Annotated in this window: 29 protein-coding genes; 12 read left to right on the top strand and 17 right to left on the bottom strand. The window is 62.7% G+C overall.

The features are described from left to right. Positions 1-63 precede the first annotated feature (63 nt). From ABLE43_RS12045 to ABLE43_RS12015, 7 genes are all read right to left on the bottom strand, one after another. Positions 64-906, bottom strand: coding sequence for a dienelactone hydrolase family protein (locus ABLE43_RS12045; RefSeq protein ID WP_155178585.1), 843 nt, complete (start codon positions 904-906; stop codon positions 64-66). A gap of 29 nt (positions 907-935) precedes the next feature. Further along, the gene (locus ABLE43_RS12040; RefSeq protein WP_155178587.1) at positions 936-1742 is read right to left on the bottom strand and encodes an SDR family NAD(P)-dependent oxidoreductase; all 807 of its coding nucleotides are present in this window, start codon (positions 1740-1742) and stop codon (positions 936-938) included. 11 nt (positions 1743-1753) lie between these two features. Beyond that, entirely contained in the window at positions 1754-2458 is a 705-nt protein-coding gene (locus ABLE43_RS12035; protein ID WP_155178589.1) for a glutathione S-transferase family protein, read from the bottom strand. Positions 2459-2486: 28 nt separating this feature from the next. Further along, complete coding sequence (locus ABLE43_RS12030) at positions 2487-3227, bottom strand: HvfC/BufC N-terminal domain-containing protein (protein WP_155178591.1); 741 nt, start codon at positions 3225-3227, stop codon at positions 2487-2489. Continuing rightward, complete coding sequence (gene bufB / locus ABLE43_RS12025) at positions 3224-4072, bottom strand: MNIO family bufferin maturase (protein WP_155178593.1); 849 nt, start codon at positions 4070-4072, stop codon at positions 3224-3226. Before bufB (ABLE43_RS12025) ends, ABLE43_RS12030 begins: the two co-directional genes overlap by 4 nt. A 145-nt stretch (positions 4073-4217) precedes the next feature. Then, positions 4218-4865 (bottom strand): NrsF family protein, encoded by a 648-nt coding sequence (locus tag ABLE43_RS12020; RefSeq protein ID WP_155178595.1) that lies wholly within the window; start codon positions 4863-4865, stop codon positions 4218-4220. 296 nt (positions 4866-5161) lie between these two features. After that, positions 5162-5647, bottom strand: coding sequence for a YkgB family protein (locus tag ABLE43_RS12015; protein ID WP_155178597.1), 486 nt, complete (start codon positions 5645-5647; stop codon positions 5162-5164). A 237-nt stretch (positions 5648-5884) separates the two neighbouring features. Here ABLE43_RS12015 and ABLE43_RS12010 point away from each other — a divergent pair, with 237 nt between their 5' ends. From ABLE43_RS12010 to ABLE43_RS11985, 6 genes are all read left to right on the top strand, one after another. Further along, entirely contained in the window at positions 5885-6406 is a 522-nt protein-coding gene (locus tag ABLE43_RS12010; protein WP_230461250.1) for a MarR family winged helix-turn-helix transcriptional regulator, read from the top strand. A gap of 225 nt (positions 6407-6631) precedes the next feature. Further along, positions 6632-7597, top strand: coding sequence for a carbon-nitrogen hydrolase family protein (locus ABLE43_RS12005; protein WP_196221735.1), 966 nt, complete (start codon positions 6632-6634; stop codon positions 7595-7597). Positions 7598-7693: 96 nt separating this feature from the next. Then, positions 7694-7831, top strand: coding sequence for a hypothetical protein (locus tag ABLE43_RS12000; protein WP_155178603.1), 138 nt, complete (start codon positions 7694-7696; stop codon positions 7829-7831). Positions 7832-7842: 11 nt separating this feature from the next. Then, positions 7843-8565, top strand: a complete 723-nt coding sequence (locus ABLE43_RS11995) for a DUF1223 domain-containing protein (RefSeq protein ID WP_348978719.1) — start codon at positions 7843-7845, stop codon at positions 8563-8565. Between the two features lie 66 nt (positions 8566-8631). Beyond that, positions 8632-9018 (top strand): thioredoxin family protein, encoded by a 387-nt coding sequence (locus ABLE43_RS11990; protein WP_155178607.1) that lies wholly within the window; start codon positions 8632-8634, stop codon positions 9016-9018. A 4-nt stretch (positions 9019-9022) separates the two neighbouring features. Beyond that, positions 9023-10000: a gluzincin family metallopeptidase gene (locus ABLE43_RS11985; protein WP_155178609.1), complete on the top strand. Its 978-nt coding sequence runs from the start codon at positions 9023-9025 to the stop codon at positions 9998-10000. A gap of 625 nt (positions 10001-10625) precedes the next feature. On the opposite strand, the gene ABLE43_RS11980 is transcribed toward ABLE43_RS11985, so the two are convergent. Genes ABLE43_RS11980 through ABLE43_RS11965 form a run of 4 tightly spaced genes read right to left on the bottom strand, consistent with a single transcriptional unit; the run spans position 10626 to position 12937 of the window. Next, positions 10626-11090 carry a DoxX family protein gene (locus ABLE43_RS11980; RefSeq protein ID WP_155178611.1) on the bottom strand — a complete coding sequence of 155 codons (465 nt, stop codon included), beginning with the start codon at positions 11088-11090 and terminating at the stop codon, positions 10626-10628. After that, positions 11087-11821 carry an HvfC/BufC N-terminal domain-containing protein gene (locus tag ABLE43_RS11975; protein ID WP_155178613.1) on the bottom strand — a complete coding sequence of 245 codons (735 nt, stop codon included), beginning with the start codon at positions 11819-11821 and terminating at the stop codon, positions 11087-11089. Before ABLE43_RS11975 ends, ABLE43_RS11980 begins: the two co-directional genes overlap by 4 nt. After that, entirely contained in the window at positions 11814-12647 is an 834-nt protein-coding gene (bufB, locus tag ABLE43_RS11970; RefSeq protein ID WP_155178615.1) for an MNIO family bufferin maturase, read from the bottom strand. The genes ABLE43_RS11975 and bufB (ABLE43_RS11970) overlap by 8 nt, the downstream gene beginning before the upstream one ends. Positions 12648-12658: 11 nt before the next feature. Continuing rightward, positions 12659-12937 carry a BufA1 family periplasmic bufferin-type metallophore gene (locus tag ABLE43_RS11965; RefSeq protein ID WP_155178617.1) on the bottom strand — a complete coding sequence of 93 codons (279 nt, stop codon included), beginning with the start codon at positions 12935-12937 and terminating at the stop codon, positions 12659-12661. A 233-nt stretch (positions 12938-13170) separates the two neighbouring features. Here ABLE43_RS11965 and bufA2 point away from each other — a divergent pair, with 233 nt between their 5' ends. After that, complete coding sequence (gene bufA2, locus ABLE43_RS11960; protein ID WP_155178619.1) at positions 13171-13440, top strand: BufA2 family periplasmic bufferin-type metallophore; 270 nt, start codon at positions 13171-13173, stop codon at positions 13438-13440. Positions 13441-13643: 203 nt separating this feature from the next. On the opposite strand, the gene ABLE43_RS11955 is transcribed toward bufA2, so the two are convergent. Further along, positions 13644-14129, bottom strand: a complete 486-nt coding sequence (locus ABLE43_RS11955; protein WP_348978718.1) for a GNAT family N-acetyltransferase — start codon at positions 14127-14129, stop codon at positions 13644-13646. Between ABLE43_RS11955 and ABLE43_RS11950 the strand changes: the two genes are divergently transcribed. After that, positions 14128-14271 (top strand): hypothetical protein, encoded by a 144-nt coding sequence (locus ABLE43_RS11950; protein WP_155178621.1) that lies wholly within the window; start codon positions 14128-14130, stop codon positions 14269-14271. The genes ABLE43_RS11955 and ABLE43_RS11950 overlap by 2 nt on opposite strands. A 13-nt stretch (positions 14272-14284) precedes the next feature. On the opposite strand, the gene ABLE43_RS11945 is transcribed toward ABLE43_RS11950, so the two are convergent. The 4 genes from ABLE43_RS11945 to ABLE43_RS11930 form a co-directional block, all read right to left on the bottom strand. Continuing rightward, the gene (locus ABLE43_RS11945; RefSeq protein ID WP_155178623.1) at positions 14285-14926 is read right to left on the bottom strand and encodes an NrsF family protein; all 642 of its coding nucleotides are present in this window, start codon (positions 14924-14926) and stop codon (positions 14285-14287) included. Then, the gene (locus tag ABLE43_RS11940; RefSeq protein WP_425475266.1) at positions 14916-15419 is read right to left on the bottom strand and encodes a sigma-70 family RNA polymerase sigma factor; all 504 of its coding nucleotides are present in this window, start codon (positions 15417-15419) and stop codon (positions 14916-14918) included. The genes ABLE43_RS11945 and ABLE43_RS11940 overlap by 11 nt, the downstream gene beginning before the upstream one ends. A 201-nt stretch (positions 15420-15620) precedes the next feature. Then, positions 15621-16559 carry a helix-turn-helix domain-containing protein gene (locus ABLE43_RS11935; RefSeq protein WP_155178627.1) on the bottom strand — a complete coding sequence of 313 codons (939 nt, stop codon included), beginning with the start codon at positions 16557-16559 and terminating at the stop codon, positions 15621-15623. Between the two features lie 163 nt (positions 16560-16722). Beyond that, on the bottom strand, positions 16723-18003 hold the full coding sequence (locus tag ABLE43_RS11930; RefSeq protein ID WP_348978717.1) for an NAD(P)/FAD-dependent oxidoreductase: 1281 nt from the start codon (positions 18001-18003) through the stop codon (positions 16723-16725). A 277-nt stretch (positions 18004-18280) separates the two neighbouring features. Here ABLE43_RS11930 and ABLE43_RS11925 point away from each other — a divergent pair, with 277 nt between their 5' ends. From ABLE43_RS11925 to ABLE43_RS11910, 4 genes are read left to right on the top strand one after another with little or no spacing between them, the layout of a single operon-like run. Beyond that, entirely contained in the window at positions 18281-19537 is a 1257-nt protein-coding gene (locus tag ABLE43_RS11925; protein ID WP_155178629.1) for a hypothetical protein, read from the top strand. A 23-nt stretch (positions 19538-19560) separates the two neighbouring features. Beyond that, positions 19561-19839, top strand: a complete 279-nt coding sequence (locus tag ABLE43_RS11920; RefSeq protein WP_155178631.1) for a BufA1 family periplasmic bufferin-type metallophore — start codon at positions 19561-19563, stop codon at positions 19837-19839. Next, positions 19839-20681, top strand: coding sequence for an MNIO family bufferin maturase (gene bufB / locus ABLE43_RS11915; protein ID WP_155178633.1), 843 nt, complete (start codon positions 19839-19841; stop codon positions 20679-20681). The genes ABLE43_RS11920 and bufB (ABLE43_RS11915) overlap by 1 nt, the downstream gene beginning before the upstream one ends. Next, positions 20678-21442: an HvfC/BufC N-terminal domain-containing protein gene (locus ABLE43_RS11910; RefSeq protein ID WP_155178635.1), complete on the top strand. Its 765-nt coding sequence runs from the start codon at positions 20678-20680 to the stop codon at positions 21440-21442. The genes bufB (ABLE43_RS11915) and ABLE43_RS11910 overlap by 4 nt, the downstream gene beginning before the upstream one ends. A gap of 59 nt (positions 21443-21501) precedes the next feature. Here the strand turns inward: ABLE43_RS11910 and ABLE43_RS11905 are convergent, their stop codons facing one another. Beyond that, positions 21502-22227, bottom strand: coding sequence for a cytochrome c biogenesis CcdA family protein (locus ABLE43_RS11905; protein ID WP_155178637.1), 726 nt, complete (start codon positions 22225-22227; stop codon positions 21502-21504). Between the last annotated feature and the right edge of the window lie 14 nt (positions 22228-22241).

Genomic DNA, 22241 nt, shown 5'->3' with positions numbered 1-22241 from the left:
TACATGGCCGTGCCTGCTACGCCCCTCTGCGGTCAGATATTAGCGCGGTCAACATGCGACGATTTACGCCACACCGTTTTCCCGGAAGTGCGTCAACATGCGCGACCATCCGTCGCGGGCGTCGCCTTCGTTGTAGCTCGACCGGTAATCGGCGTGAAATCCATGCTGGGCGTCGGGATAGACGTGGATGTCCGAACCCGTTTTCCCGGCTGCTTTCAACGCAGCACGCATGGCGTCGACGTCGGCTGGTGGGATGCCCTGATCAAGCGCGCCGTAGAGGCCTAGCACCGGGGCCTTCAATTCCGCAGCGCGGCCGATCAGCGGCTTGAGCTGCCCATACCAGGCGACGCCTGCCTTGATATCGGGATCTTCCATTGCGGCGCGCCAGACGACTGCACCACCCCAGCAAAAGCCAGTGATTCCGATACGCGCTCCTTCTACGAAGGTCTGTGTTTTCAGCCAGGTCGAGGTTGAGGCAACGTCGCTTTTGACCTGGTCGGGTGTCGCCTGCCGGACGATCGGGATGATCTGGTCGATGTCGGCGATGGCCGGGAGATTGACGCCCGCTCGATAGAAGAAATCGGGCGCGATCGCGACATAGCCGAGATGCGCCAACCGTCGGCAGATGTCTTTGATATAGTCATGGATTCCGAAGATCTCGTTCACGACGATGATCGCAGCGTGTCGGCCCTGACCGACAGGTCGGGCGATATAGGCGGGTAGGCGCTGGGACGCTCCGTTCGGAATCGTAACGCCCTCGATAACTAGCCCGTCGGCGGATGTCGTGATCGGCGCGGCCTCCGCGGAGAAAGCCGCGAGGGCATAGCCGCCGAAGAACATGCCCGCGACTGCCCGTCGCGTGAGGTGGAAATCTTCCGGCAAGGAGCCTTCGGGTCTGGTCAGCATGGGAGCCTCCCTGCGAGGATCGACTTGCTTCACAGCGCGCGATGCGACTGCACGCCTCGCTCGAAGACGTCTTTGATCGCGATAAAATGGGCGTCGATCGACGTCGGATCCGCGCGATTCAGATCGATCAGAACCTGTCGTTCGGGGCCGCCGCGCACCACGCTGATGGCGTCGTTCTCGATACCTGCGATGATCGCCTCAGCGACCGCTTCGGCCGGCTCAAGCGAGAATCCGATCTCCGGGCCCGCATTATTCGTCGCCATCATCGGCGTGTCGGTGCCGCTGGGATAGACGGTCATCACGCGGATACCCTCTCCATTGAGCTCGCGTCGCATCGATTCCCCGAAGTTCGCCAGGCCAGCTTTCACCGCAGCGTAGGTCGCATAGTACGGCATCGCGACCAGCGCGATCGCGGAAGAGACGTTCACGATCATGCTCTCTGGGCCGGTTCGCAGGAGAGGCAATGCAGCGCGGGTCAGCATGATGGGGGCGACAAGGTCCACCTCGATCATGGCGCGAATCTCATCTTCATCAATCGCATCAAGGCGACCGGCGCGGACCGCGCCTGCGTTGTTCACGAGAATATCGAGCCCGCCGAATGCGTCGATGGCGCCCTGCAAGGCCGCCGCTCGCCCTGCCTCGGTTGCGACATCGGCCACGATGCCGGCGGCCTCCGCGCCAGACGCGTCCAAAGCCGCGACAGCGTCATCGACGCGCGCTGCTCCGCGCGCGGCGATGACCAAATGCGCGCCGCGTGCCGCAAGCCCATGCGCCATGGCAAGCCCGATGCCGCTCGACCCGCCAGTGATAAGAACCCGTTTTCCTTCGACGTCCACGATCGGTGTCCTCAGCCTTTTGCCGCATAATTTGAGGGAAAGAGCGCGCGCAGGGTTTGCTCGTCGAACTCGCGCTTGAACTCGTGGTCGCTGCCGACGTCGCGGGCGCGCCACACCGCCGGCCGTGCATTGATCAGCCTGTGCCACCGGGCCACATTCGGATAGCGATCGAGAGGCTCATCGAATTCAGGGAAGACGAAACCGGCGCGTTCGATCCATCCCCAGGCGGCCATGTCGGCGATGGTGTAGGCTTCGCCGACAAAATAGGTCCGTTCGCGAAGATGATCGTCGAGAACCTGGTAATGGCGTTCGGCTTCGCGCCGATAGCGGTTGAGCGCATAGTCCAGGCCCGGTGGTGCGACCCGTTGGAAGTGCACCGCCTGGCCGGAAAACGGTCCAAGGCCCGATGCCACGAAAAACAGCCACGAGAGCAATTGCCCTCGATCCTCGTGCGACCCGAGGAATTTGCCGTGCTTTTCCGCGAGGTAGAGCAGGATCGCGGTTGAATCGAAGACCGCCGTCGGAACCCCGCCCGGACCTTCGGTATCGACGATCGCGGGGACTTTCCCGTTCGGATTGATCGCCAGGAAGGAGGAGGTGCGCTGTTCGCCCCTATAGGTGTCGACAGGTACAAGCTCATAGTCGATGCCGAGTTCTTCGAGCATCAGGGCGACCTTCAAGGGGTTTGGGGTCGGATGAAAATAGAAGCGGATCATCGGCGCTTGGTCCTCATACAAAACGGTCTCACCGGATTTCCGCGATCATCTGGTCTTGCACCCAGGACGCGAGGTAACGACTTGCGGCATCGACCGCAATTTCGATGCCGATCTCTTCGGACAAGCGGTCGCACAGGCGAGCAAAGCTCATTCCCGACGATGCGAGCTGGATGGCTCCCATCTCGGTGGTCTCAATCGAGGCGAAATGCGGTTGGAGGCCGACACGCCAGACACGCACCCAACCTGGTTCGGGCAGCATCTCGGCCGCCGGAACTTCTTCTTCGGCGGCGATCGCGTTCCAGATCAAGGCGCAGTTGGTCTTGACGGATAGCAAGGTGAGTGTCGGCACGAACGCGATCACCGCTTCATCCCAATCGACCGCGCCGAGCTGTTGCGGGTCGAAGGCCGGTGCATCGGGGCCGTCGAAGGCGCGCCGTAGGGCCCAGTCGAGCGCGGCGATTTCGGCGACTTCGGGATCGTCCGGGTAGAGGTCGGCCACCGTCGCTGAAAAATCGACGCCATAGTCGGCGAGCGTCCAGCTATGCGGCGGGTGGCCGGCGATATGTCGCCGCGCAGCCGTTTCGAACGCCTCGTCGCCGAGCCATGCCCACAGGCGCTCGTAACTGTCCTTGAGGCACTCCACGAGTTGGGCGCTGTAGGCGTTGTGATAAACCGCGAGGCCAATTCCATCGTCACCGCCAACCGCGATGTCACTTGGCGCATCGACCAGGAAATCCAGGAAATCCCGCTGGAGATCGAGCAGCCTCATGCCGCAGCCGCCGTCACATCGCCCGCGATGCGACGCGCAATATCCAGCTCATCCAGCAGATCCTGAAGCGGAGGGATGTTATCGTCGCGTTCGATCATGGCGGCTACAGGGCCGAGACCGGGGTAGATCCGGGCGAACAGATCCCAAACGGGATCGGGAACGGGCTCATCGTGGGTATCAATCAGGCGACCCCGCCCCTGGCTGTGGCCCGCAAGATGGATTTGCCGAACACGCTCCGCCGGCACGCCCGCCAGATAGTCATAGGGGTCGAAACCGTTGTTCGTGCCGCTGACATAGATGTTGTTGACGTCGAGTAGCAGGTAGCAGCCCGTTCGCTTCGTCATCTCGGCAAGGAAGGCCCACTCGGTCATCTGGTCGTCGGCGAAGGTGAGATAGGTGGACGGGTTTTCGAGGACCAGCGGGCGTTCGAGTACGTTCTGGACATGTTCGATGTTCGCGCAAACGGTGTCGAGCGCTTCCTCGGTGAAGGGCAGCGGGAGCAGGTCATGGGAATTGACCTCCCCGACGCGCGACCAGCTCAGATGGTCGGAGACCCACAATGGCCGGACCCGGTCGGCGAGCGCTTTAAGGCGTTCAAGATAGTCGGAGCGGACGCCATCGGCCGAGCCGATCGACATCGAAACGCCGTGCATCGCAACCGGCCAGCGCTCGCGCACCTCGTCGAGAACGTGGAGCGGGCGCCCGCCGGCCACCATGAAATTCTCGGAGATGATCTCGACGAAATCGACAGGAACGGATTCGGTCAGGTAGTTCTGGAAATGCGGGATGCGCAAGCCGAGCCCGAAACCGTGAAATGGTGCGATTGTTTCTTCCGGCACAGACATACTCCGATAGGTGTGCCGGGCCCGGACGGGACGGAGGGACAGCCCGGCACATGACGGAATTCGAGGGGCAACGTCCGGCGGTTACAATGGGACCGAAAGTTTCGCGTCGCTGTTCATAGCAAGCGCCCGGAACCGGCTCGGTTGGCTACCAACGGAGCAGCCGAGGCCCGATGACCGCACCGATTAGCGTCGCTGCGCCGAGGCCGAGCGAGTACCAGAGCAGCACAAAGCCGGGCGATGTCTCGGCGCAGTGCAGCGCGTATATGGAGGCACCAGTGGCGCCCGCGACCAACCCAGCCGCTGCGCCGGCCGCTTCAAGCCGTGTCGGGGCAAGATGCGTCATCGCTCGCACCAAGCCAACGAAAACGGGCACGGACAACAGCGTCACATAGAGCGGGCACTGAAACCAGCTCGACCCCATCCAGAAGGAAGCGGAACCGCCATCGGGAGCGATGGCCCACTGCATGGCCGTCACCAATGCCAGAAGCGCGACCGGAGGCCAAAGGAGACGGGTCCAGTGAAAGTCGCCGGTGCCTGGCTGGCTCAGCCGTTCGAGTACGAAAAAGCCGAGCGAGGCAATCGAAGCGGTATAGAGCAATTTCACCCAAAAGCTCATCGTCGCGGCCGCTTCCAACAGGTCGCCGCGTGCGCCAAGCGAAGGCCAGAACAGGAGTACGGCGGTCGCAAGGACCGCGCCCCAGATCAGGCCCCGGCGCAGGAAAGTGCGCGGGCCGTGCGGGGGCACGGGCTGCAGGTTTCTGGAAAGCTCCGCAATCAACACTTCGGTATTCATCAAATGCTCCGTCGAACACTCGGTCGACGGGCCTCCACGCCGCGAGTCTTGACACTACATTCGCAGCCGCGAGGCAATCGGTTACGCTGGGGCCAGGCCGGGGGGTCGATATGGGTTCAGGCAGAACCAGAGGATGCGCCTGAAAAAGCCCAACGGCGCATCCGCCGAACACCTTTGCGCGTGTCTTGACGTCGGACATGACCCCGTTTCGGTTGGGGGGGCGGAGCCTGTGCCCCGCCCTGAAACGGCGTGTTGCCGCCTCCTCAAGTGCGCCTCTCGGTCAATCCGCCGCCTGACTAGGCTATGCTTGATCCCTTCCGCTGGACCGAGTTTACAAACAGGACCAACGAGGCGGCCAGGAGAACGGCATCTTTCAAGAGGAACTGACCGGGCGCCGCCGAAATTGCGGGGAAGCCGCCCGCGGTTTGCTCGGCCACGCCAGGCGTGCTCACGAAGAACGTCAATGTTATGGCGTAGGTCGCGATCGACATCGCAGCGCCGAGAGCCGAAAAAGCGGAGCGAAAGGCGCCAGCAATCAGGGCGGCTGCCGTCGCGAGTTCGATCACACCAATGACGTAGCTTTGCCCCTGGACGCCGAACATGTTGAGCCAGTGCATGACGGGGCTGTTGTCGATGAATGGTGCAATCCCGTTTGCCTCATAGGCGGTGAATTTCATCCCGCCAAACCATAGGAATACGATGACCAGTGCCCAGCGCAGGAACGCGAGATCGTTCCGGTTGTGCTCCGCGACTCGAAAATCGTAGCTGTCAAAGATTCTCATACTTTCAGTCCTTTCATAAGCGAATTGGTGTGATGTCGCGTCCCACCCGCTTCTCAGGGGGCCGTCGTCATTTGATCGAGCACGCCCGTTGCGGCGTTCGGATGGGAGGCACCGGATTGGTTGATCGAGCGCCCGCTCGTGCATTCATGCTCCGATACGTGGAATGTATGCGGCGCGCATATATCCTCGTTTGAGGCTTGTCTATATGCGTCGCGCATATAAATGGAGGCGATGGATATGAACCGTGACCGGAACACGATCGGGGCCTTCGCCTTATTGATCGGAGACGAAATTGCCCGTGTGGTCGCGTCCAAGGCACCAGATGCCGGCCCGACTGCCGCAGCGCTGGCGCTTTTGGATCATGAGCCGGGGCTGTCGATCAGGACGCTCTCAGCCGGGGTCGGCCTATCTCATGCAGGCACTGTTCGACTTGTCGACCGACTGGTCTCCGAGGGGCTGATCGAACGACGGGGACATGCGGACGACAGCCGCGTTCGCTCGCTCTATCTGACCCCGTCGGGGGAGCAGGCCTCAGCCGCTGTGCTTGACGCCAGAAGCGAAGCGTTGGCGTCCAGCCTGGACGTCCTGAGCGCGGATGAGGTTGCCATCTTGGCGGATATGTCTCGGCGAGTCCTCCGCGCCCGCTTGCGCGATTCAGACCATTCGTATCGCATCTGCCGCCTGTGCAAGCATGATGCCTGCGCGAACTGCCCGATCGATGCTGAATTGAAGGAGCGCGCTGAAAACGTCGCCGATTGATTGCTCGCGCGGGCGGATGAGGCGTCCGCATCGAGCGCCGCAGCTGCGGAGAGGTCGATAGTCTCGAGGAAATCGCGTGAGTAGGCGAGACTTGCTGTAACCCAAGGTCGTTCAAGACCGAATGACGCGATGTGCCGCGTAAGCAAAGTCAAGAAAGCGGCGCTGTGTGGCGGGACAGCCCCTCACTTCCCGCCACACACATTTTTTCCAGACGGGAGCGCCAGAGTGACGGATTTCTCCATCTCGATCATCCAGGCGCCGCCCGTCTTCCTCAATCTCGCCGCCAGTATGGACCGGGCGGAGGAACTGATCCGTGATGCGGCCCGGCTTGGCGCCACGGTTGTGGTGTTCCCGGAAGCCTGGTTGCCCGGCTACCCGGTATGGCTGGACGAGAGCGCCGGAGCGGCGCTTTGGGGGCATCGCCCCGCGGAGTTGTTGTTTCGTATATTGTTCGCGAACTGCCCGGTCTTGGAAGGACCGGAAATCGCGCGACTTGCCGATCTTGCGGCGGAACTGTCCGTCGAGATCGTCATGGGCATTCAGGAACGGCGCGGCTCGAGCATCTACAATAGCGTCGTTCGCGTGACCCCGAGCGGATGGCGCGATATCCACCGCAAGGTCATGCCAACGCATAATGAGCGGCTGATCTGGGCGGCCGCCGACGGCAGCACCTTGAGGCCCTGGCCCGGAACGCACGGACCTGTCGGCGCACTTATCTGTTGGGAGCATTGGATGCCGCTCGCCAGGGCGGCACGGCATCAACATGGCGAGGTTTTGCATTTCGCCTTGTGGCCCGCAGTGACGGAACTCCACCTTCTTGCAAGCCGTCACTATGCTTTCGAAGGCCAATGCTATGTCGCCGCGGCGGGCACCGTCCTGACCCGGCACGATGTGCTCGAAGGGTTCGATAGCCTCGATACTGCCGAACCCGGTGCGCGTTTGATGTTGGAGGCGATCCCCGCAGAGCGCGAATTGCTGAAATCGGGGGGAAGCGCCATCATCGGCCCTGATGCCTCGATTGTCGCGATCGCCGCGAGCGGGGATACTTCGACGCTCTCCGCCACGATCGATCCGGACAAGCTGGCCGAAGGGCGCCTCTATCTCGACACCGCGGGTCATTATTCGAGGCCCGACATCTTCGAGCTGCTTGTGGATACGCGAGAACGGCCGGGCGTGCGATTCACCAACTGAGACAATGGCCCGCGTTCGAGCGAGGGAACTGTAACCGCGGCGCCGATGTCAGCGAATTCCAGAGCATCAAGCAACATGCCCGAGAGGAACGAAACCGTGCAGACCCAGACCAGCCAGCGGGCGCTTTCCGGCGCACTTCCGTTCATCGGTTCCGGCGTGGCGCTCATCGTCATGCTCACCTTCGGCACGATCTCGATCGCAGGCGCCATGATGGGTGTGATGCCGGGCTACTGAAAGGAACCGTGATGCGCGCTCCAGCCCTTATCCTCGGTTTGCTCGCCTTTGGCGCGGGCGTCATGGGCGTGATCGAGTCGGGCCGCGGCGATGCCCAAACGGCGTCGCCCCGGCGTGGCGGTCCTGTTCTGGTCGAACTGTATCAGAGTCAGGGGTGCTCGAGTTGTCCGCCGGCGAACGCCAATCTGAACGCGCTCGCCGATCGTCCTGATGTCGTGGCCCTGTCCTTCGGCGTCACCTATTGGGACTATCTCGGTTGGCGCGACAGCTTTGCTACGCCGCAATTCACGCAGCGGCAGTGGGATTATTCGCGCTACAATCGTCTGGGCAATGTCGCGACCCCGCAGATTTGGATCAACGGCAGCAAGACGGTCATCGGCAACAGCCGAGCCGAACTCGACGCATCGATCCGCGCGGCACGCAATGACGGCCCCCCGCTCACAATCGCGAACGGCAAGATCAACGTCGGCTCAGGTCGCGCTCCAGCGGGCGGCGCCGATATCTGGATCGCCAACTATGACCCTCGAACGGTCCAGGTCGCGATCAGGGCCGGCGAGAACGGCGGCCGAACGCTCCCGCATCGCAACATCGTTCGCCGGCTGACCAAAATCGGGCATTGGAATGGAAGCGCCAACAGCTTTGCGCTGCCGCAGGCCGCCCCAGGTTTGGCAACAGCCGCGTTCTTGCAGGCTGGACGGGGTGGTCCTGTGCTGGCCGTAACCAAGGCAAGCTGAGCTGTAACCTCTTCGAGAGTCAGATCGAAGCTCGCTTCGTCTCCAACCAACCACGGAATTGCGATCATGACCTTTCTTCGCGTGCTGCCTCTTGCGGCGCTTGCTGTTATTGCTGCTCCGGTTCAGGCGCAGCCGGTTCAACCATTCAGCCTGGCGGCTCTTAAGGCTGCTCAGGCGGCCGGTAAGCCCGTCCTGGTGGATGCCTTTGCGCCCTGGTGTCCCACTTGTCGCGCCCAGGCGCCGACGATCGAAAAGCTTGCCAAGGATCCTGCATACAAAAACCTGATCATCCTTCGCCTCGACTATGACAATCAGGCGGCCGAGAAGAGGGTGCTTGGGATCACGAAGCAAAGCACGCTGATCGCCTACAAAGGAAACCGGGAAGTCGGCAGGATCGTCGGCATTACGGATCCTGCGCAGTTGAAGGCGTTCGCCGCAAAGCCCCTGCGCTGACGCCATGCGCTTCGATCGTCGCGCCGTCATTGCAAGCCTCGGAGCGGTCGCGGTCGGCGGCGCTTCCTTAGGCGAAGCCATCACGGCTCCGAGCTATGAAGACCCGGACGACATGTATGCCGCGCTCGGCCGCCAACCCCAACAGGTGCTGAAGATCGGTGGTGGGACGATACGGGTCGTTTTCGCCGACGGCGCGCCCGGGCTTGCTCGCAAGCCGGTTCTAACCTGGGTGCGCACGGCGGCCCTGGCGGTGACGGCCTATTTCGGACGCTTTCCGGTCGAGGATTTCGGTCTGCTCGTCATCGCCGACTCATCCGATAAGGTCGGTCACGCGACGACGTTCGGCTACGCCGGTTCCGCTACCAGGATTCATGCCGGGACCGGGGCCGCAAGCGCCGCGTTCCGCGATGACTGGGTGCTTGTCCATGAAATGGTCCACACCGCGCTTCCCGATCTGCCACGCCGCGCTCTGTGGCTACAGGAGGGAAACGCGACCTATGTTGAGCCGATCGCGCGCGCGATGGCCGGCCAGCTCCCTGCCGCGGAGGTGTGGCGTCAGCTGGTCACGGGTCTGCCGAAGGGCAGTCCGCAACCTGGTGACGGCGGCATGGACGGCACCCGTGCCTGGGGCCGGCTCTATTGGGGTGGTGCCGCATTCTGGCTCCTCGCGGAGATCGCCATCTATCGCGATACCATGGGCAAGCGTTCACTCCGCGACGCGCTTCGTCGCATCAATCGCATGAGCGGCGGGAACACCACGGACTGGTCGCCCGAGCAGCTCATGATGGTCGGAGACCAGGCGGTCGGCACCAATTCGCTGATCGATCTCTATACCCGCTTCGCCGCGTCGCGGGTGGATCCCGATCTCGCCGATCTGTTCCGTCAGCTTGGTGTCAGCCGGCTCGGCGATGGCGCGATCTCTTTCGATGATCACGCACAATTGGCTCAGCTGCGACGAGGGATAACGTCCGCGCCGCGGTAAGCTGGAGCGGGATCCCTGGTGGATGCTCGCTGAGATTGTCGACCGCGATCAAAATTTGATTGGGCGAAGAGCAAGACCACCATCATCGACGGATGGCCAATCCGCGGCCGGCGCAGCGTGTTTTGTGTGATTGGGAAATGGCGATCGCTCGGCTCTCGAGCGTTTCGCGATGCCGGGCCGCAGGGGCAGTCCGACCCGGCATCGTCTTACGGACTGCCGCCACTGGTTGAGCGACAGGAGTCACCGCCCATCGGGCAGCGGCGTCGTCGGCTGAAGGGAGGGTAACGGCCGCGACACTATGGTATTCGACGCCGTGGCGATTCAGGTTACGCGCTTCGGCAGTTTTTTGCCGATCTCGATCAGCGCTGGAATTCAGCTTTTCGAAATGGCGCGATGCTCGGTCCAATTCTCGATCACAGCGAAATGGCGATCCCGCATCGGTGCCAGGATTCTCACATCCCATGCCGACTGCTTGGGTCGCCGTGCGGGCATCACTCCGCTTCAAAACATTTGTGCCGCTGTCGACCTCTGGCAAATGCAATAGCGGCACGGAGCGCCCTTTCGGGCGATGCCGTGCCGCTGGGTATCTGGATGCCGGCGCTGGAGCGCCGACGGTAAGCCGTTATCAATCGGCCGCATAATCCTTGTTCGCCTTGCCGCGCACCGGATCGATCCCGAGCAGATGGTCGAGCGAAAACTTGCCGCCGCCGCGGAATATGATCGGAAGGAGCAATCCGGCCCAGCTCAAGTGCGTCGGCCAGGCGTCGGGATAGACGAACACTTCGATGACCGTCGTCATGCCGAGCAGCCCGAGAGCCGCGACACGGTTGAACAGGCCGAGCACAAGCAGGATCGGGAACAGATGCTCCTGATAGGTCGCGAGATGAGCCGCAATGTGGGGCGGGATCAAGGGGATGCGATAGTCGGTCTCGAACAGCGAGTAAGTGCTGTCGGTGATATGAAGAATGCCATCAACCTTGGTGCGGCCGGACATGAAGAACACTCCGGCAACGCCGAAACGAGCGACGAGCAAGAGGATCGAGCCCGGAAGTTGATCGAGTTTCTGGCCGATACGGGCATAGATGTTCATGGATTTTCTCCCTGTTGGATATGTCCGGCAAAGGCGCCGGCCGAAAGCAAGGTCGCGAAGATCGCGGCGACATCGCCGCCTTCGCTGGCGGCGTTCTCTGCTGCGGTTGCGAGCGTCGAGCCGGCAAGGAAGGCGCGCGTAGGCGCGCCGATCACCCGGACCTCAATCGCATCGGCCGGGCGGGTGATGAGGAACTGCTCCGGCGCCCAGATGAGCGTATCGAGGGCTTCGGGCGGCGCGTCGGCCTGATGAGCAAGCCACAGGCTTGCAGCGGGCGACTGGCTCTGTCCGGTCCGTGTCGCCGGATGCCAGCGCAGTGCCGCATCTGGATCGATGCCCGCTGCGAGCGCTTCGGGATCGAGAAGGCCTTCGTCCGCCGCGAACAGCGCATCCGTCACCAGGCGCTCAAGCGCAGCAACGGCGCCGAGATAGGATGCTTCGGCAAAGGGAGTCCAGGCATCGACAAATGCCGGAAATCTGGAGCCATAAAGGCACAGGCGCGCTTCCGCCGGCGGTGACACTTCGACATAGGCCGTTGCGCAGGCTGCGAAGGCGTCCTCGCCAACCAGTGCCGCCACGACCGGGTAGTTGGCGAACAGAGCGTCGCGCGCGGCCTTTGTTGCAGTGTTGCGGTGCACGGCCAGGGCACGTCTGATCGCCGGGTCGGACGCTCGTTCCGGCGAAGCAAGCATCGCACCGAACCCTTGCTGAAATGAGCGAGCGTCAAGCATCGACCGGCATCCGTTGTTCGAGCAGCCGATGCGCGCGGTCGCGCTCAAGCATGAGTTCGTTGAACTGGGGGATCTCGTCGTCGCGTTCGATGATCGTCGGTCGCGGGCCAATCCGGTCGATCAGCCGCTGATAGAGCAGCCAGACAGGATCGGAGACCGAAGCGTCATGGCTGTCGATCAACAATCCGCTGGTCGGGTCGGGATCGGGACGGTGCCCGGCGAGATGGATCTCGCCCACGATCGACGCCGGGATTGCATCGATCCGCGCCTCGGCCGAGAAATTGAGGTTCGCCGCACTGACGAAGATGTTGTTCACGTCGACGAGAAGGCCGCAGCCGGTCCGCGTCGCGAGCTGCGAAAGGAAGGCAGCCTCATCGAGTTCGTGTCCGGGCAGATCGACATAAAGTGATGGATTCTCGACCATGATGGCCCGGCCGAGCGCATCTTGGACGCGCGCGACATTGTCGGCCGTGATGGCGAGCGCCTCGCGTGTCCGCGGAAAGGGTAGGAAATCGGCGTGATGCGCGCCTTCCCATTTCTGCCATGCGAGATGATCGGAGACAGCGGCCGGCTGGATTCGATCGACGAGGCGTCGCAGAAGCGTCAGATGCTCCGGTGTCGGCGGTTCGGCCGAGGCAAGCGATAGGCCGACGCCGTGCAGCGAGATCGGGAATTGCGAGGCAAGCGCGACGAGCGCCCGCAAGCGCGGCCCCCCGTCCACCATGTAATTCTCCGCGTGCACCTCGAACCACAGGCCCGGGTTTCGCGCCGTCAGCGCTTCATCGAGATGCTCGAGCTTGAAGCCCAGGCCTGCGGTCATGGACATGGCACCGATCCTTACGCTTTGGGGGTCAGCGAGCCGTAGCCCTTGGGCGTCTTGATTTTGGTGCAGGTGCCGGCAGGCACCAGCTTCCAGGCGTCGCGCTGATAGTCGATCTTCGACGTGCCCGCGCAGGTTGTGCCGGCGCCAGCCTTGCAGTCGTTCTTGCCGGCCTTGGAAACGCCGTAGCACTTTTCCATCGGCTTCTTGGCTTGAGCATGCGCCGCGGTGGTTGCGCCGGCAGCGAGCGAGGCGAGCAGCAGCGCGCTGAGCGCGGCGGTCTTACGATTGGTCATGACAGTCTCCTTCAATCAGCCTCACGTGCGACGACCTCCGGGAAGGCGATCGCCGCACGGTGGTCCGGGAGGCTGATTGAGTCGGACCACGATGTTGGGTCCGCTGGAGGCTGGCCGACGGTTACACTTGCTCAGGCAAAATAGAATTTATCGAAGTCTGTAACCGGCGCCGCATCACGCTCGAAAACCGCCATGCCATCTGGCGAAACATCACCTCTATTCAGGAGTATCTCATGAAGACCTTCAAGACCGGCGCCGCCATCGCCTCCGCCGCTGCCATGCTCGCTCTCGCCGGCGCTGCGACCACCGCTCCGGCTTATGCCGCGGGCAAGGCCAAGGTGCAGCCCTGTTACGGCGTCAATTCGTGCAAGGGCACGTCGGACTGCAAGTCGGGCAACCACGACTGCAAGGGCCAGAACAGCTGCAAGGGCCAGGGTTTCAAGGACATCACCGCCAAGGCCTGCAAGGCACAGGGCGGCAGCCTCACCCCGAAGGCCGGCTAATTCTCCGTGCCGCCCGGTCGCCAAGCCGGGCAAGTTCTCGAGCCGCTCGTCAGTCCTGTGCTGGCGAGCGGCTCTTTATTTGTGCCGCAATGATCAATCAATGTGATCGCGCCTCCAACCCACAGTGCTTCACCGTGACAGCGAACTGTCTGGCAGAAACTCGACCCGCTAGTCGGCATTGGAAGCGCTTGCCGCGTCTCGCGTTAGCCGCCGAGCGACGAAAGATCGCGCCAGCCGTAGGCATCCTCTATGAGGGCGGCGTCGTGCACGCCGTCGATTTTCTCGTCCACGACAATGCCACCGAGCTTTTCGTAGAAGGCTCGCGCAGGGGCGTTCCCGCGTAAGACCCACAGACTTGCGGCGAACTCCCCGCTAAATCCCTTGCCGGTCAGGGAAGCATCGCGTTGTTTCCCGCAAGAGCCGAAGCCGACCACACACCCATGATTCTCGGCGATGACGACGGCAGTACAACCGTATTCATCTGGGGCCTTGAGAATATTGCCCCACATCGCCGTTCTCGCGTCGACCGATAGCCCCGCCAACATCTCGCCTGGAACGAGGCCGGTATATGTCTCGTGCCATGAAGCGACATGTAACGCCCCAAGCGCTGCGGCGTCCGCATGGGTAGCTTGGCGGAGCGAAACGGCGACCATGCAATCTCTCGGGTTCAAGTCCAGGTATCCGAGCATGATCCTCGCGACGCGGTCAGGCAAGAATCCAGCCCAATCCGGTCACTATCCGGATTGCTGCGTCAGGCTGGTGATGAACGGCGGAATCAGCGGCAACGATGGCAACGGCATTGAAGTAAGCCAGATTGCGAAATTAATGTAGCCGAGCGCGAATATCACCAGCGCGAAATACGTGGCAGGATCACCCTCGCAATCAATGTGATCGTGCCCACGCCGAGCGAGTACCAAAACACGATGTAGAACGGATCATCACTGGGACAGTGGAACGCGAAGATCAACGCGCCCCACGTCGCCGCAGCGACGCCTACCGCGACGGAGCTCGCTTGCCTGTCGGTGGGCGCGCCGCGGCGCATCATCACGCCGAGCGCAATCACCGGCGGGATCGACAGGATGCTCATGACCGTGAGGCATTCGACACCCATGCGCCACATCAGGCGCGTCGCGAGCGCGTCCACGCCCTGGCCTGCTGCATCAATCACCCAGCCGGCAAGAAAGAGGCCCGCGACAACTGCGAGCCAGCGGCGCAGCCCCGAGCGCGGTGAAGAAACGGGATTGAACGAGCCGAGTGCGATATGGACGCCGAAGGCCGCCAAAAGGGCGAGGCCTCCCATCTTCCACCAGAATGCCGCGCGACCAAGGGCCGCCGCCGCATCAGGGCGCAGCGTGCCGAGCGCCAGGAACCCGGCGAGCTCGATCGCTGCCAGACCGAGCAAAATGGCCAACTGACGACGCGGATTCGACCGGCGCACCGGGCGCAGATCGCCAACCAGCTGATCTATCAGAAAATCACTCGGCATCGGGCTGCTTCTGAACGATCGCGGCCAGTCGCGCCAGCCCACGATGAATGTTCACCTTGATCAGCGATCCGGACTGGCCGGTCCGCGCGGACGCTTCCTCGACGGAAAAACCTTCAATCTTCACGAGTCGAATGGCCTCAGCCTGAGCCGGCTTTAGTTCGGTCATCAATTGGGCCAGGACCACAGAACTCGTCACGCTGCTCTCATGGTCCTCGACCGCGATGTCGTCCGGCAGTTCTTCCGTCGTCGCTCGTCCCATCGACCGGAGGCGATCGATCCATTTGTAACGAGCCACCGCGACAAGCCAGGGCTTGAACGGGCGTTCGGGATCATAGGTATGACGCTTGTCGTGAATCGCGATCAGCGCATCCTGCACGGCATCCTCGACCATGGCCGGCGGCAGACGACGGGCATAGAACCGGCATAGCCATTTCCTCAGCTCGTCGAGGAGCCGCCTGTATGCCCCGGCATTGCCCTGCTGGGCCGCGACCATCAAGCGGCTCCATTCTTCCTCTGGCGCGTTCATGACTGGCACCGCAGGAAATCGGGCGAGCTCTGCCGTCTGGCGGGCGGTCTGGGGGCTAGGGTCAAGGCGCACGGATACGCATTCGCTTCAAATCGTGGTCGGGTTACACGCGGCATTCGCAAAAAGTGCGCGGCAGCTCTTCGACGAGCCGCGGCAACGGCCGCGCCCTTACACATCAACCATCTCCTGATGATCACGGGTTTTCCGCAACTTGGTCGGGTCCATCCCAAAGGCATTCCGAAAGGCGCGGCTGAAATGGCTGCGACTGATGAAGCCGACACGATTGGCGACGATCGACACCGGAAGCTGCGTGGAAAGCAGCAGGTTGCGAGCATGGTCGAGGCGTGTGCGTGCCACGAATTCCATCGGCGGAGATCCTACGGTCTCAGCGAACACCTTGGCGAACTTGGAACGGCTCATGCCCGCGCTCCGGGCGAGACCCACCAAGGTGTGATTGGCAGCCGGATTTTCCATGACCTGGGCGACGGCCCGCGCGAGCGATGGACCCTCGAATAGTCCGGGCAATGCCCTTCGCGATCCTTGCCTCTCCGCAAATCGCCGGATCGCGAGAATCAGGCAGCTTTTCATAAGCGAGGCAATTAGCGCCTTGCTACCAATCGACGTGATCCGAGTCTCGAGCAATATCCGTTCGAACGCGCTGCGGACGAACGGCTCGTCGGCGAGCAACGAGTAGATTGGCTCCTTGAGTCCATCAAACGGCCCGAACGATCCCGCGAAATCCGCCGTTATCTGCCCACATGCGATGAGCACGCTGGCAGGCTCGCCCAGAGAGGCATCATAATGCATCAAGCCATCGCGCCGCCGACTACAGGTTTCCGATGGACTGAACATGGAGGAGGGCGCTGGCGAGCCGCCGATGATCTGCCTGACAAGAGGCGGAACCAAAACAATCCCGCCCTGCGGAACCGTCATGATCGGGTCATCGCCGATGCTGAGGTGCAAGCTGCCCGCGAGCACGAAATGGACTTCGATCTGTTCTAGCGGCGGAATCTCGATCGCCGAACTCGAAGCAAATTCGCATACCGCGAATTCCTTCACGTCCACCGCGAGGACGGCTAGAATCTGATCGAGTGCCGACTGTGCCATAGCTACCTCATGTGTGCCGTATCGTCAGAATGATTCCAGACGATTCGCAACGGAAGGCAAGTTTCGGACGATCAGGCACGCCGACGGATGATCCGCAACTTCGGGCGGCGCGAGCGCACCGTTTCTTATGGTCGGCGCTGTTTGGCTGCGCGATGAGACTCGCCTATTCTGCTGGCTGGTCCATGGCTGTCTCGCCCCGGGCCGTGTCGGCATCAAGTCCGGTGATGAGGCGCGCACCGCGATCGAACGTGATGTAGTTCCACAGCCAGTTCGCGCCCACGACCAAGCGGTTGCGAAAGCCGACCAGGAAATAGATGTGCGCAGTCGACCACAAGAGCCAGGCGAATAGTCCGGAGAAGCGAAGCCATCCCAGATCGACGACAGCATTCTTGCGTCCGATCGTCGCGAGACTGGCATAGTGCCTGTACCGGAAGGGAGGCGGTAGCCGTTTTTCGCCAAGTTTGGCGGCTATTCGCCGTGCGGCATACTGGCCCTGCTGCTTTGCCGCTGGCGCAATGCCTGGGACCGGCACCGCGCCGGCGCTCGTGACAGCTGCGGTATCTCCGACGACAAAGACATTCGGCCTTCCGGGCACCTCCAGATTGCTGTCGACGATGACACGGCCTGCCCGGTCCGACTCCACGCCCAGCCAGGCCGCCGCAGGCGACGCCTTGACGCCGGCGGCCCAGACGATCGTTGCCGCGCGGATCCGTTCACCGTTTACGACCACACCGGCCTCATCGACCTCAGTTACGCGACCGCCGACGCGCACTTCGACCCCGAGATCGCGCAACGCCCTTGCCGCGGCTGCGCTCAGTTTCTCGGGGAAGGATGCGAGCAGTCTCGGACCCGCCTCGATCAAAATGATCCGGACGCATGTTCGCGTGATGAAGCGGAAGTCCATGTCCGCGGCGTGCCGCGTCAGCTCGGCAATCGCGCCCGCCATCTCGACGCCCGTGGGGCCGCCGCCGATTACCAGAAAGGTGAGGAATTCGCTGCGCTCCTCGACATTCTCCTGACGATTGGTTTCCGCCTGCTCGAGCGCGAGCAAGATCCGTCGGCGGACATGGAGCGCGTCGTCGATCGTCTTGATACCAGGTGCATGCCGCGCCCAGTCGCCGTGGCCGAAATAGCTGTGGGTCGCGCCCGTCGCCAAGATGAGGGCGTCATAGTGCGTCGTCGCCCCCGTGGTGAGGATGATCCGGCGACGCTGGTGATCGATGCCCTCGACGCCATCGAGCAACACGCGGGTGCGCGGGTGCTTTTTTACGATCGAGCGCACCGGAGCCGCGACATCCGCCGGCGACAAGCCGGCAGTCGCGACCTGGTAGAGCAGCGGCTGAAACAGATGGTGGTTCTGCCGGTCGATCAAGGTAACATCGATGGGATGGCGCGCGAGTTCGGCGCACGCTGCGAGACCGGCAAAACCGGCGCCGACGACCACAACATGTGGCGTGTCCGATTGGGCGCCTTCGTCGCCGGACCCTATCCGTCCCCAATCCACAATGATCTCCCGACTGCGTCAAACCATCTGCGGTTTCGCGTCGGGGGGACATCTGGTTACGGTGGGAGTCCCTTCTGCGATGGCGGTTAGTGCGCGAGCCGGGCAACAGACGAGCAATTTTCTTCGGCGCCTGTAACCTTTTAGTCGCCGTGCCGAACATCCGGGCATGCGCGTTTTCTGTATCTCTCGGGGCCGGCATCGTCGGCGCACGCACCTTATGGTTTTTCGAGCGGCGAGCTGCGCCTGCCTGCTCGTTCCAGCGAGTGCGAACGCGCAGGCAGCCGCTGCCCCCGGACAATTCGCGCTGAAGGTCAGTGGCTACGCCAATGGCACCGTCGCCGACACCACATCGCAGCCCGACGCCGGCGGGGGCGGTCTGGCCGAGACCGAGGTGGAGATCACACCCCAATACCGCACCCCGGGCGGAACGGTCCTTGCCTTTCGCGGTGTCGCCAATGCCCAGGGGCTGGCTAGCAACGCATCCTCGTCCTATCGGCTGTCGATCCCTGAGGCGAGCCTGTTCGTCATCGGAGACTTTGGGCGGATCGAAATCGGCGAGCGGGCAGGATTTCCGCAAAGCCTGGTTGGCTTTACGCCGTCCGAGATCGCGTTCACGACGCCGGGCTTTGGTCCGGAATCTGGCGCGCGCCTCGATCCGAATGGGCGCTTGCCGACCAGCTTCCTGCCCCGCGGATTGGGATCGCGGATCAATGCGCTGACCTATCTCGGCTATGCGGCGCGCGTCTATGGCGATGCGTCGCCAAAGATCATCTATATCTCGCCGCGCTCGAAGAGTGGATTCTACGGTGCCGTTTCCTATACGCCCGAGACCGTGCGGCCTGCGGGCTTCAATGTCGCCAATGGCGCCACCGCGCCGTCCGGTGCGATCGCCTCCTCATTGGCGGATCCCCGCTTCCGCAACGTCGTCCAGGCGGCGATCGTCTGGAACCATAGGACCGAACTGGTAGATCTCTCGATCGGCGCGACCTATTCGCGCGCAACTGCTGACACCCCCGCAACGTCGCTCGCGCCGCTCCGGCGATCCGATTCATTAAGCGGTGGCATCAGCGCGACCTTCCGCGACACAGTTTCGATCGGAATCAGCGGAACCTATGATGGCTGGTCCCGGGTCGCGCAGCCAACAGCCGGTGGGCGCCGCGCGACCAGGCCATACGGAATTGTTGCGAGCGCGGATTACGTGCGCGGCCCCTGGACCTTCGGCGGATATTATCAACACGCGACAGCTGACAGCCAAACGCTGATCGTCTCCCGTGACACTGTCGACGTCGGCGAGTTTGGCGCGTCCTACCTGCTGGATCGCAACCACGATCTGTTGGGGCAGAGGTTCCATACGGACGTGAAGCTCTTCGCGAGCGTCTATCTCTACCGCTTCGCAAGCGCCGCGAGCGCGGCCGACCAATTGCGGCAATCGGGTCAGGTGTTCCTCACAGGCGCCCGCTTCTCTTTCTACTGACCTTCTCGACAGGGAGACAATCGATGAACAAGGCTACCACTATCGTCAGCGCCGCGGGACTCTTTGCCGCGGTCGCCATCGCGGCGAATGCCGCGCACGGCCAGGTCAACGTGCCAAAGCCCACCTACAAATTCGAAAAGTGCTATGGCGTCGTGAAGGCAGGCGAAAATGACTGCTTCGGGCCGGCAAACGCTTGTGGCGGAACGTCAAAGGCCGATCGTCAGGCCGATGCCTGGATTTATGTGCCGGCCGGGACGTGCAAGAAGATCGCCGGAGGGTCGACTGCGCCCGTGAAGTCCTGATGCACCGGGCACCGGGCGCCGACTGGGTCGGGATCGGATTGCGCGGTCCCTATCATGCGGAATTTAGCGATCCCGAGAACGACCCCGCCATCGACTGGCTGGAGATCCATGCCGAAAACTATTTTGATCGGTCTGGCCCTCGGTATCGCTCGCTCGTGGCGATCGCGGATCGCTATCCTATCAGTGTGCATGGCGTGGGATTGTCGCTCGGCTCGGCCGAGCCGGTCGATGAGGACCATCTCGAGCGTCTCGCCGCGCTCGTCGATGGTGTCGGTGCGTGCCAGATCTCCGAGCATCTCGCATGGTGTCGGCTCGGAACGATCTACTACAACGATCTCCTGCCTCTCCCGTTGAACGAGGAGGTACTGGATGTCGTCTCGCGCAATGTCGAACGGACGCAGTGCCGGCTCGGCCGAAATATCCTGATCGAAAATCCTTCAGCATATGTGGATGTCCCGGGCGGGACGATGAGCGAAGGGGCCTTTCTGAAACGGCTCGTCGAGCGGACCGGCTGCGGATTGCTTGCCGATCTCAACAATCTGGTCGTCTCGGCTGGCAATCTGGGTCGGTCCCCGCTTGATTGGCTTGAGGAGGTTCCGCTGCAATCGATCGGTGAAATCCACCTTGCTGGCCATGAATCGGATGCCGCCGGCAGCGGCTTGCTGGTCGATACCCATGGCAGCGACGTCGGCGAGGGTGTGTGGACACTCTACGCCAATCTCGTCGCGCGCATCGGTCCGAGGCCCACGATCATCGAGCGCGACTGCAATTTCCCGCCGCTCCGCACGCTGCTGGCAGAGGCGGACCGAGCAAGCGCCATTCTCGGGTGCTCCCCACGATGACGGGCTGTAGCCTCGCCGAATTTCAGTCGCGCTTCGCTGACGGGCTGCTTGCAGATGCGCCCACCCCCGGCGCCTCCGCCGCCGTTCGCGGCTACGCTATTCACGCCCGCAATGTCCGAAACTCACTCGTAGCGGCGCTCGAACAGTGCTTTCCTGTGGTCCGCACGCTCGTGGGGGACGCCTTTTTTGCCGAGGCGGCGCGCCAATTCATCGGAAGCTCTCCGCCGACCAAATCGTGGCTGACGGCCTATGGCGACGGCTTTCCGAAATTCTTGTCAGAATATCGGCCCGCATCGGAACTGCCGTACCTCGCCAACGTCGCGGAGCTGGAACGCGGCCGGATCCGCGCGGTGTTCTCAGAGGACGCGGCGGCAATCGATCTGCAGGCGCTTACGCTGCTTTCGCCGGCCGTGCTCATGGAGCTGACGGTAGATATCCATCCGTGCGCGACGATCATCCCGACCGACTTTCCGATCTATCGAATCTGGATGGCTCATCAGGATCCTGACGGTCTCGAGCAATTGGCGACGGTCCCGCCCGGCCCGGGCAACGAGATCGTACTTGTCACGCGGACGGTGGACGGCGAGGCGCTGGTCAGTCGCTTCGAGGCGGCGCGCGCGACATTTCTCATCGCGCTGGCGAATGGTGTCCCGCTGGGATCGTCGTGGAGCCAGGCATTGAACGACGATCCGGAATTCGATCTGACATCTGCGTTGCGCGAGCTGGCTATGCTGCGCGCGTTCGGTCCGTCGAGCATATAGCCCTGCCGTCGGCGATGGGGCTATGATCGATGCGGGCGAACGCGGACCGGACTGCTGCGTCAGATGGAGGTCGTGAGATCGGTCAGCCAATCGGGAGAGACGGTTAGAATTGCGCCCTCGATGATGTGGTCGGTGCCGGTGATGATCAACAGACCAACCGCCATGACGAGCACGCCCAGCGCTTTCTTCCCGCCGTTGCCCGCACTCATCAGCCTGCCACGCCATTTCGCGATCACGCTCCGCGCGGCAAGCGCAAGCACGAGCAGTACCGAAGCGATTCCAAGGCCGAAGGCCGCCATCACGACGGCGACGCCCGCGAGATTCTGTCCTTGGGATGCGAGCACGGTCGCCGCACCGAGCGTCGGTCCGACGCATGGACTCCATACGAGGCCGAGTAAGACGCCAATCCCAGCTTGCCCCCAGAGGCCGTATTTCTCAAGACCGGCCTGGCGTTCGCCAGCCCAGCTCGCCAGAGGTGCTGCCAAGCGCTCGGACAACCGCTGAAACTGCGGGATGATCAGTGCCAGACCGATCAGGACAAGCACGATCGCGCCGATCAGCCGAACAGTGTCGCTTTCGATCCCGGCTGCCTCACCGACGGTCGCCAAGGCGAAGCCGGTGAGAGAGAAGGAGACCACAAGTCCCGCGGCGAGCGCGAGCGGACCAAGCCGATGCCGTTGCGCAGCGCTTCCCAGCACGATCGGCACCAGCGGCAACACGCAGGGAGATAGGATGGTGAGGGCGCCCGCCGCATAGGCCAGTACCGGATTCAAGGCGTTGCTCATCGTCGTTTCTTCCT

This window comes from Sphingomonas silueang (genome assembly GCF_040049155.1).
Taxonomy (GTDB): Bacteria; Pseudomonadota; Alphaproteobacteria; order Sphingomonadales; family Sphingomonadaceae; genus Sphingomonas; species Sphingomonas silueang.
The sequence above is the reverse complement of the archived record's forward strand: the minus strand, read 5'-3'. Positions and strand labels throughout refer to the sequence as shown.

Excerpts from the sequence above, each read along its gene's own strand:
- ABLE43_RS12045 (WP_155178585.1), bottom strand. The coding sequence starts at position 906 with ATGCTGACCAGACCCGAAGGCTCCTTGCCGGAAGATTTCCACCTCACG.
- ABLE43_RS12035 (WP_155178589.1), bottom strand. The coding sequence starts at position 2,458 with ATGATCCGCTTCTATTTTCATCCGACCCCAAACCCCTTGAAGGTCGCC.
- ABLE43_RS12030 (WP_155178591.1), bottom strand. The coding sequence starts at position 3,227 with ATGAGGCTGCTCGATCTCCAGCGGGATTTCCTGGATTTCCTGGTCGAT.
- bufB (WP_155178593.1), bottom strand. The coding sequence starts at position 4,072 with ATGTCTGTGCCGGAAGAAACAATCGCACCATTTCACGGTTTCGGGCTC.
- ABLE43_RS12020 (WP_155178595.1), bottom strand. The coding sequence starts at position 4,865 with ATGAATACCGAAGTGTTGATTGCGGAGCTTTCCAGAAACCTGCAGCCC.
- ABLE43_RS12015 (WP_155178597.1), bottom strand. The coding sequence starts at position 5,647 with ATGAGAATCTTTGACAGCTACGATTTTCGAGTCGCGGAGCACAACCGG.
- ABLE43_RS12010 (WP_230461250.1), top strand. The coding sequence starts at position 5,885 with ATGAACCGTGACCGGAACACGATCGGGGCCTTCGCCTTATTGATCGGA.
- ABLE43_RS11995 (WP_348978719.1), top strand. The coding sequence starts at position 7,843 with ATGCGCGCTCCAGCCCTTATCCTCGGTTTGCTCGCCTTTGGCGCGGGC.
- ABLE43_RS11990 (WP_155178607.1), top strand. The coding sequence starts at position 8,632 with ATGACCTTTCTTCGCGTGCTGCCTCTTGCGGCGCTTGCTGTTATTGCT.
- ABLE43_RS11985 (WP_155178609.1), top strand. The coding sequence starts at position 9,023 with ATGCGCTTCGATCGTCGCGCCGTCATTGCAAGCCTCGGAGCGGTCGCG.
- ABLE43_RS11980 (WP_155178611.1), bottom strand. The coding sequence starts at position 11,090 with ATGAACATCTATGCCCGTATCGGCCAGAAACTCGATCAACTTCCGGGC.
- ABLE43_RS11975 (WP_155178613.1), bottom strand. The coding sequence starts at position 11,821 with ATGCTTGACGCTCGCTCATTTCAGCAAGGGTTCGGTGCGATGCTTGCT.
- bufB (WP_155178615.1), bottom strand. The coding sequence starts at position 12,647 with ATGTCCATGACCGCAGGCCTGGGCTTCAAGCTCGAGCATCTCGATGAA.
- ABLE43_RS11965 (WP_155178617.1), bottom strand. The coding sequence starts at position 12,937 with ATGACCAATCGTAAGACCGCCGCGCTCAGCGCGCTGCTGCTCGCCTCG.
- bufA2 (WP_155178619.1), top strand. The coding sequence starts at position 13,171 with ATGAAGACCTTCAAGACCGGCGCCGCCATCGCCTCCGCCGCTGCCATG.
- ABLE43_RS11950 (WP_155178621.1), top strand. The coding sequence starts at position 14,128 with ATGATCCTCGCGACGCGGTCAGGCAAGAATCCAGCCCAATCCGGTCAC.
- ABLE43_RS11955 (WP_348978718.1), bottom strand. The coding sequence starts at position 14,129 with ATGCTCGGATACCTGGACTTGAACCCGAGAGATTGCATGGTCGCCGTT.
- ABLE43_RS11945 (WP_155178623.1), bottom strand. The coding sequence starts at position 14,926 with ATGCCGAGTGATTTTCTGATAGATCAGCTGGTTGGCGATCTGCGCCCG.
- ABLE43_RS11940 (WP_425475266.1), bottom strand. The coding sequence starts at position 15,419 with ATGGTCGCGGCCCAGCAGGGCAATGCCGGGGCATACAGGCGGCTCCTC.
- ABLE43_RS11935 (WP_155178627.1), bottom strand. The coding sequence starts at position 16,559 with ATGGCACAGTCGGCACTCGATCAGATTCTAGCCGTCCTCGCGGTGGAC.
- ABLE43_RS11925 (WP_155178629.1), top strand. The coding sequence starts at position 18,281 with ATGGTTTTTCGAGCGGCGAGCTGCGCCTGCCTGCTCGTTCCAGCGAGT.
- ABLE43_RS11920 (WP_155178631.1), top strand. The coding sequence starts at position 19,561 with ATGAACAAGGCTACCACTATCGTCAGCGCCGCGGGACTCTTTGCCGCG.
- bufB (WP_155178633.1), top strand. The coding sequence starts at position 19,839 with ATGCACCGGGCACCGGGCGCCGACTGGGTCGGGATCGGATTGCGCGGT.
- ABLE43_RS11910 (WP_155178635.1), top strand. The coding sequence starts at position 20,678 with ATGACGGGCTGTAGCCTCGCCGAATTTCAGTCGCGCTTCGCTGACGGG.
- ABLE43_RS11905 (WP_155178637.1), bottom strand. The coding sequence starts at position 22,227 with ATGAGCAACGCCTTGAATCCGGTACTGGCCTATGCGGCGGGCGCCCTC.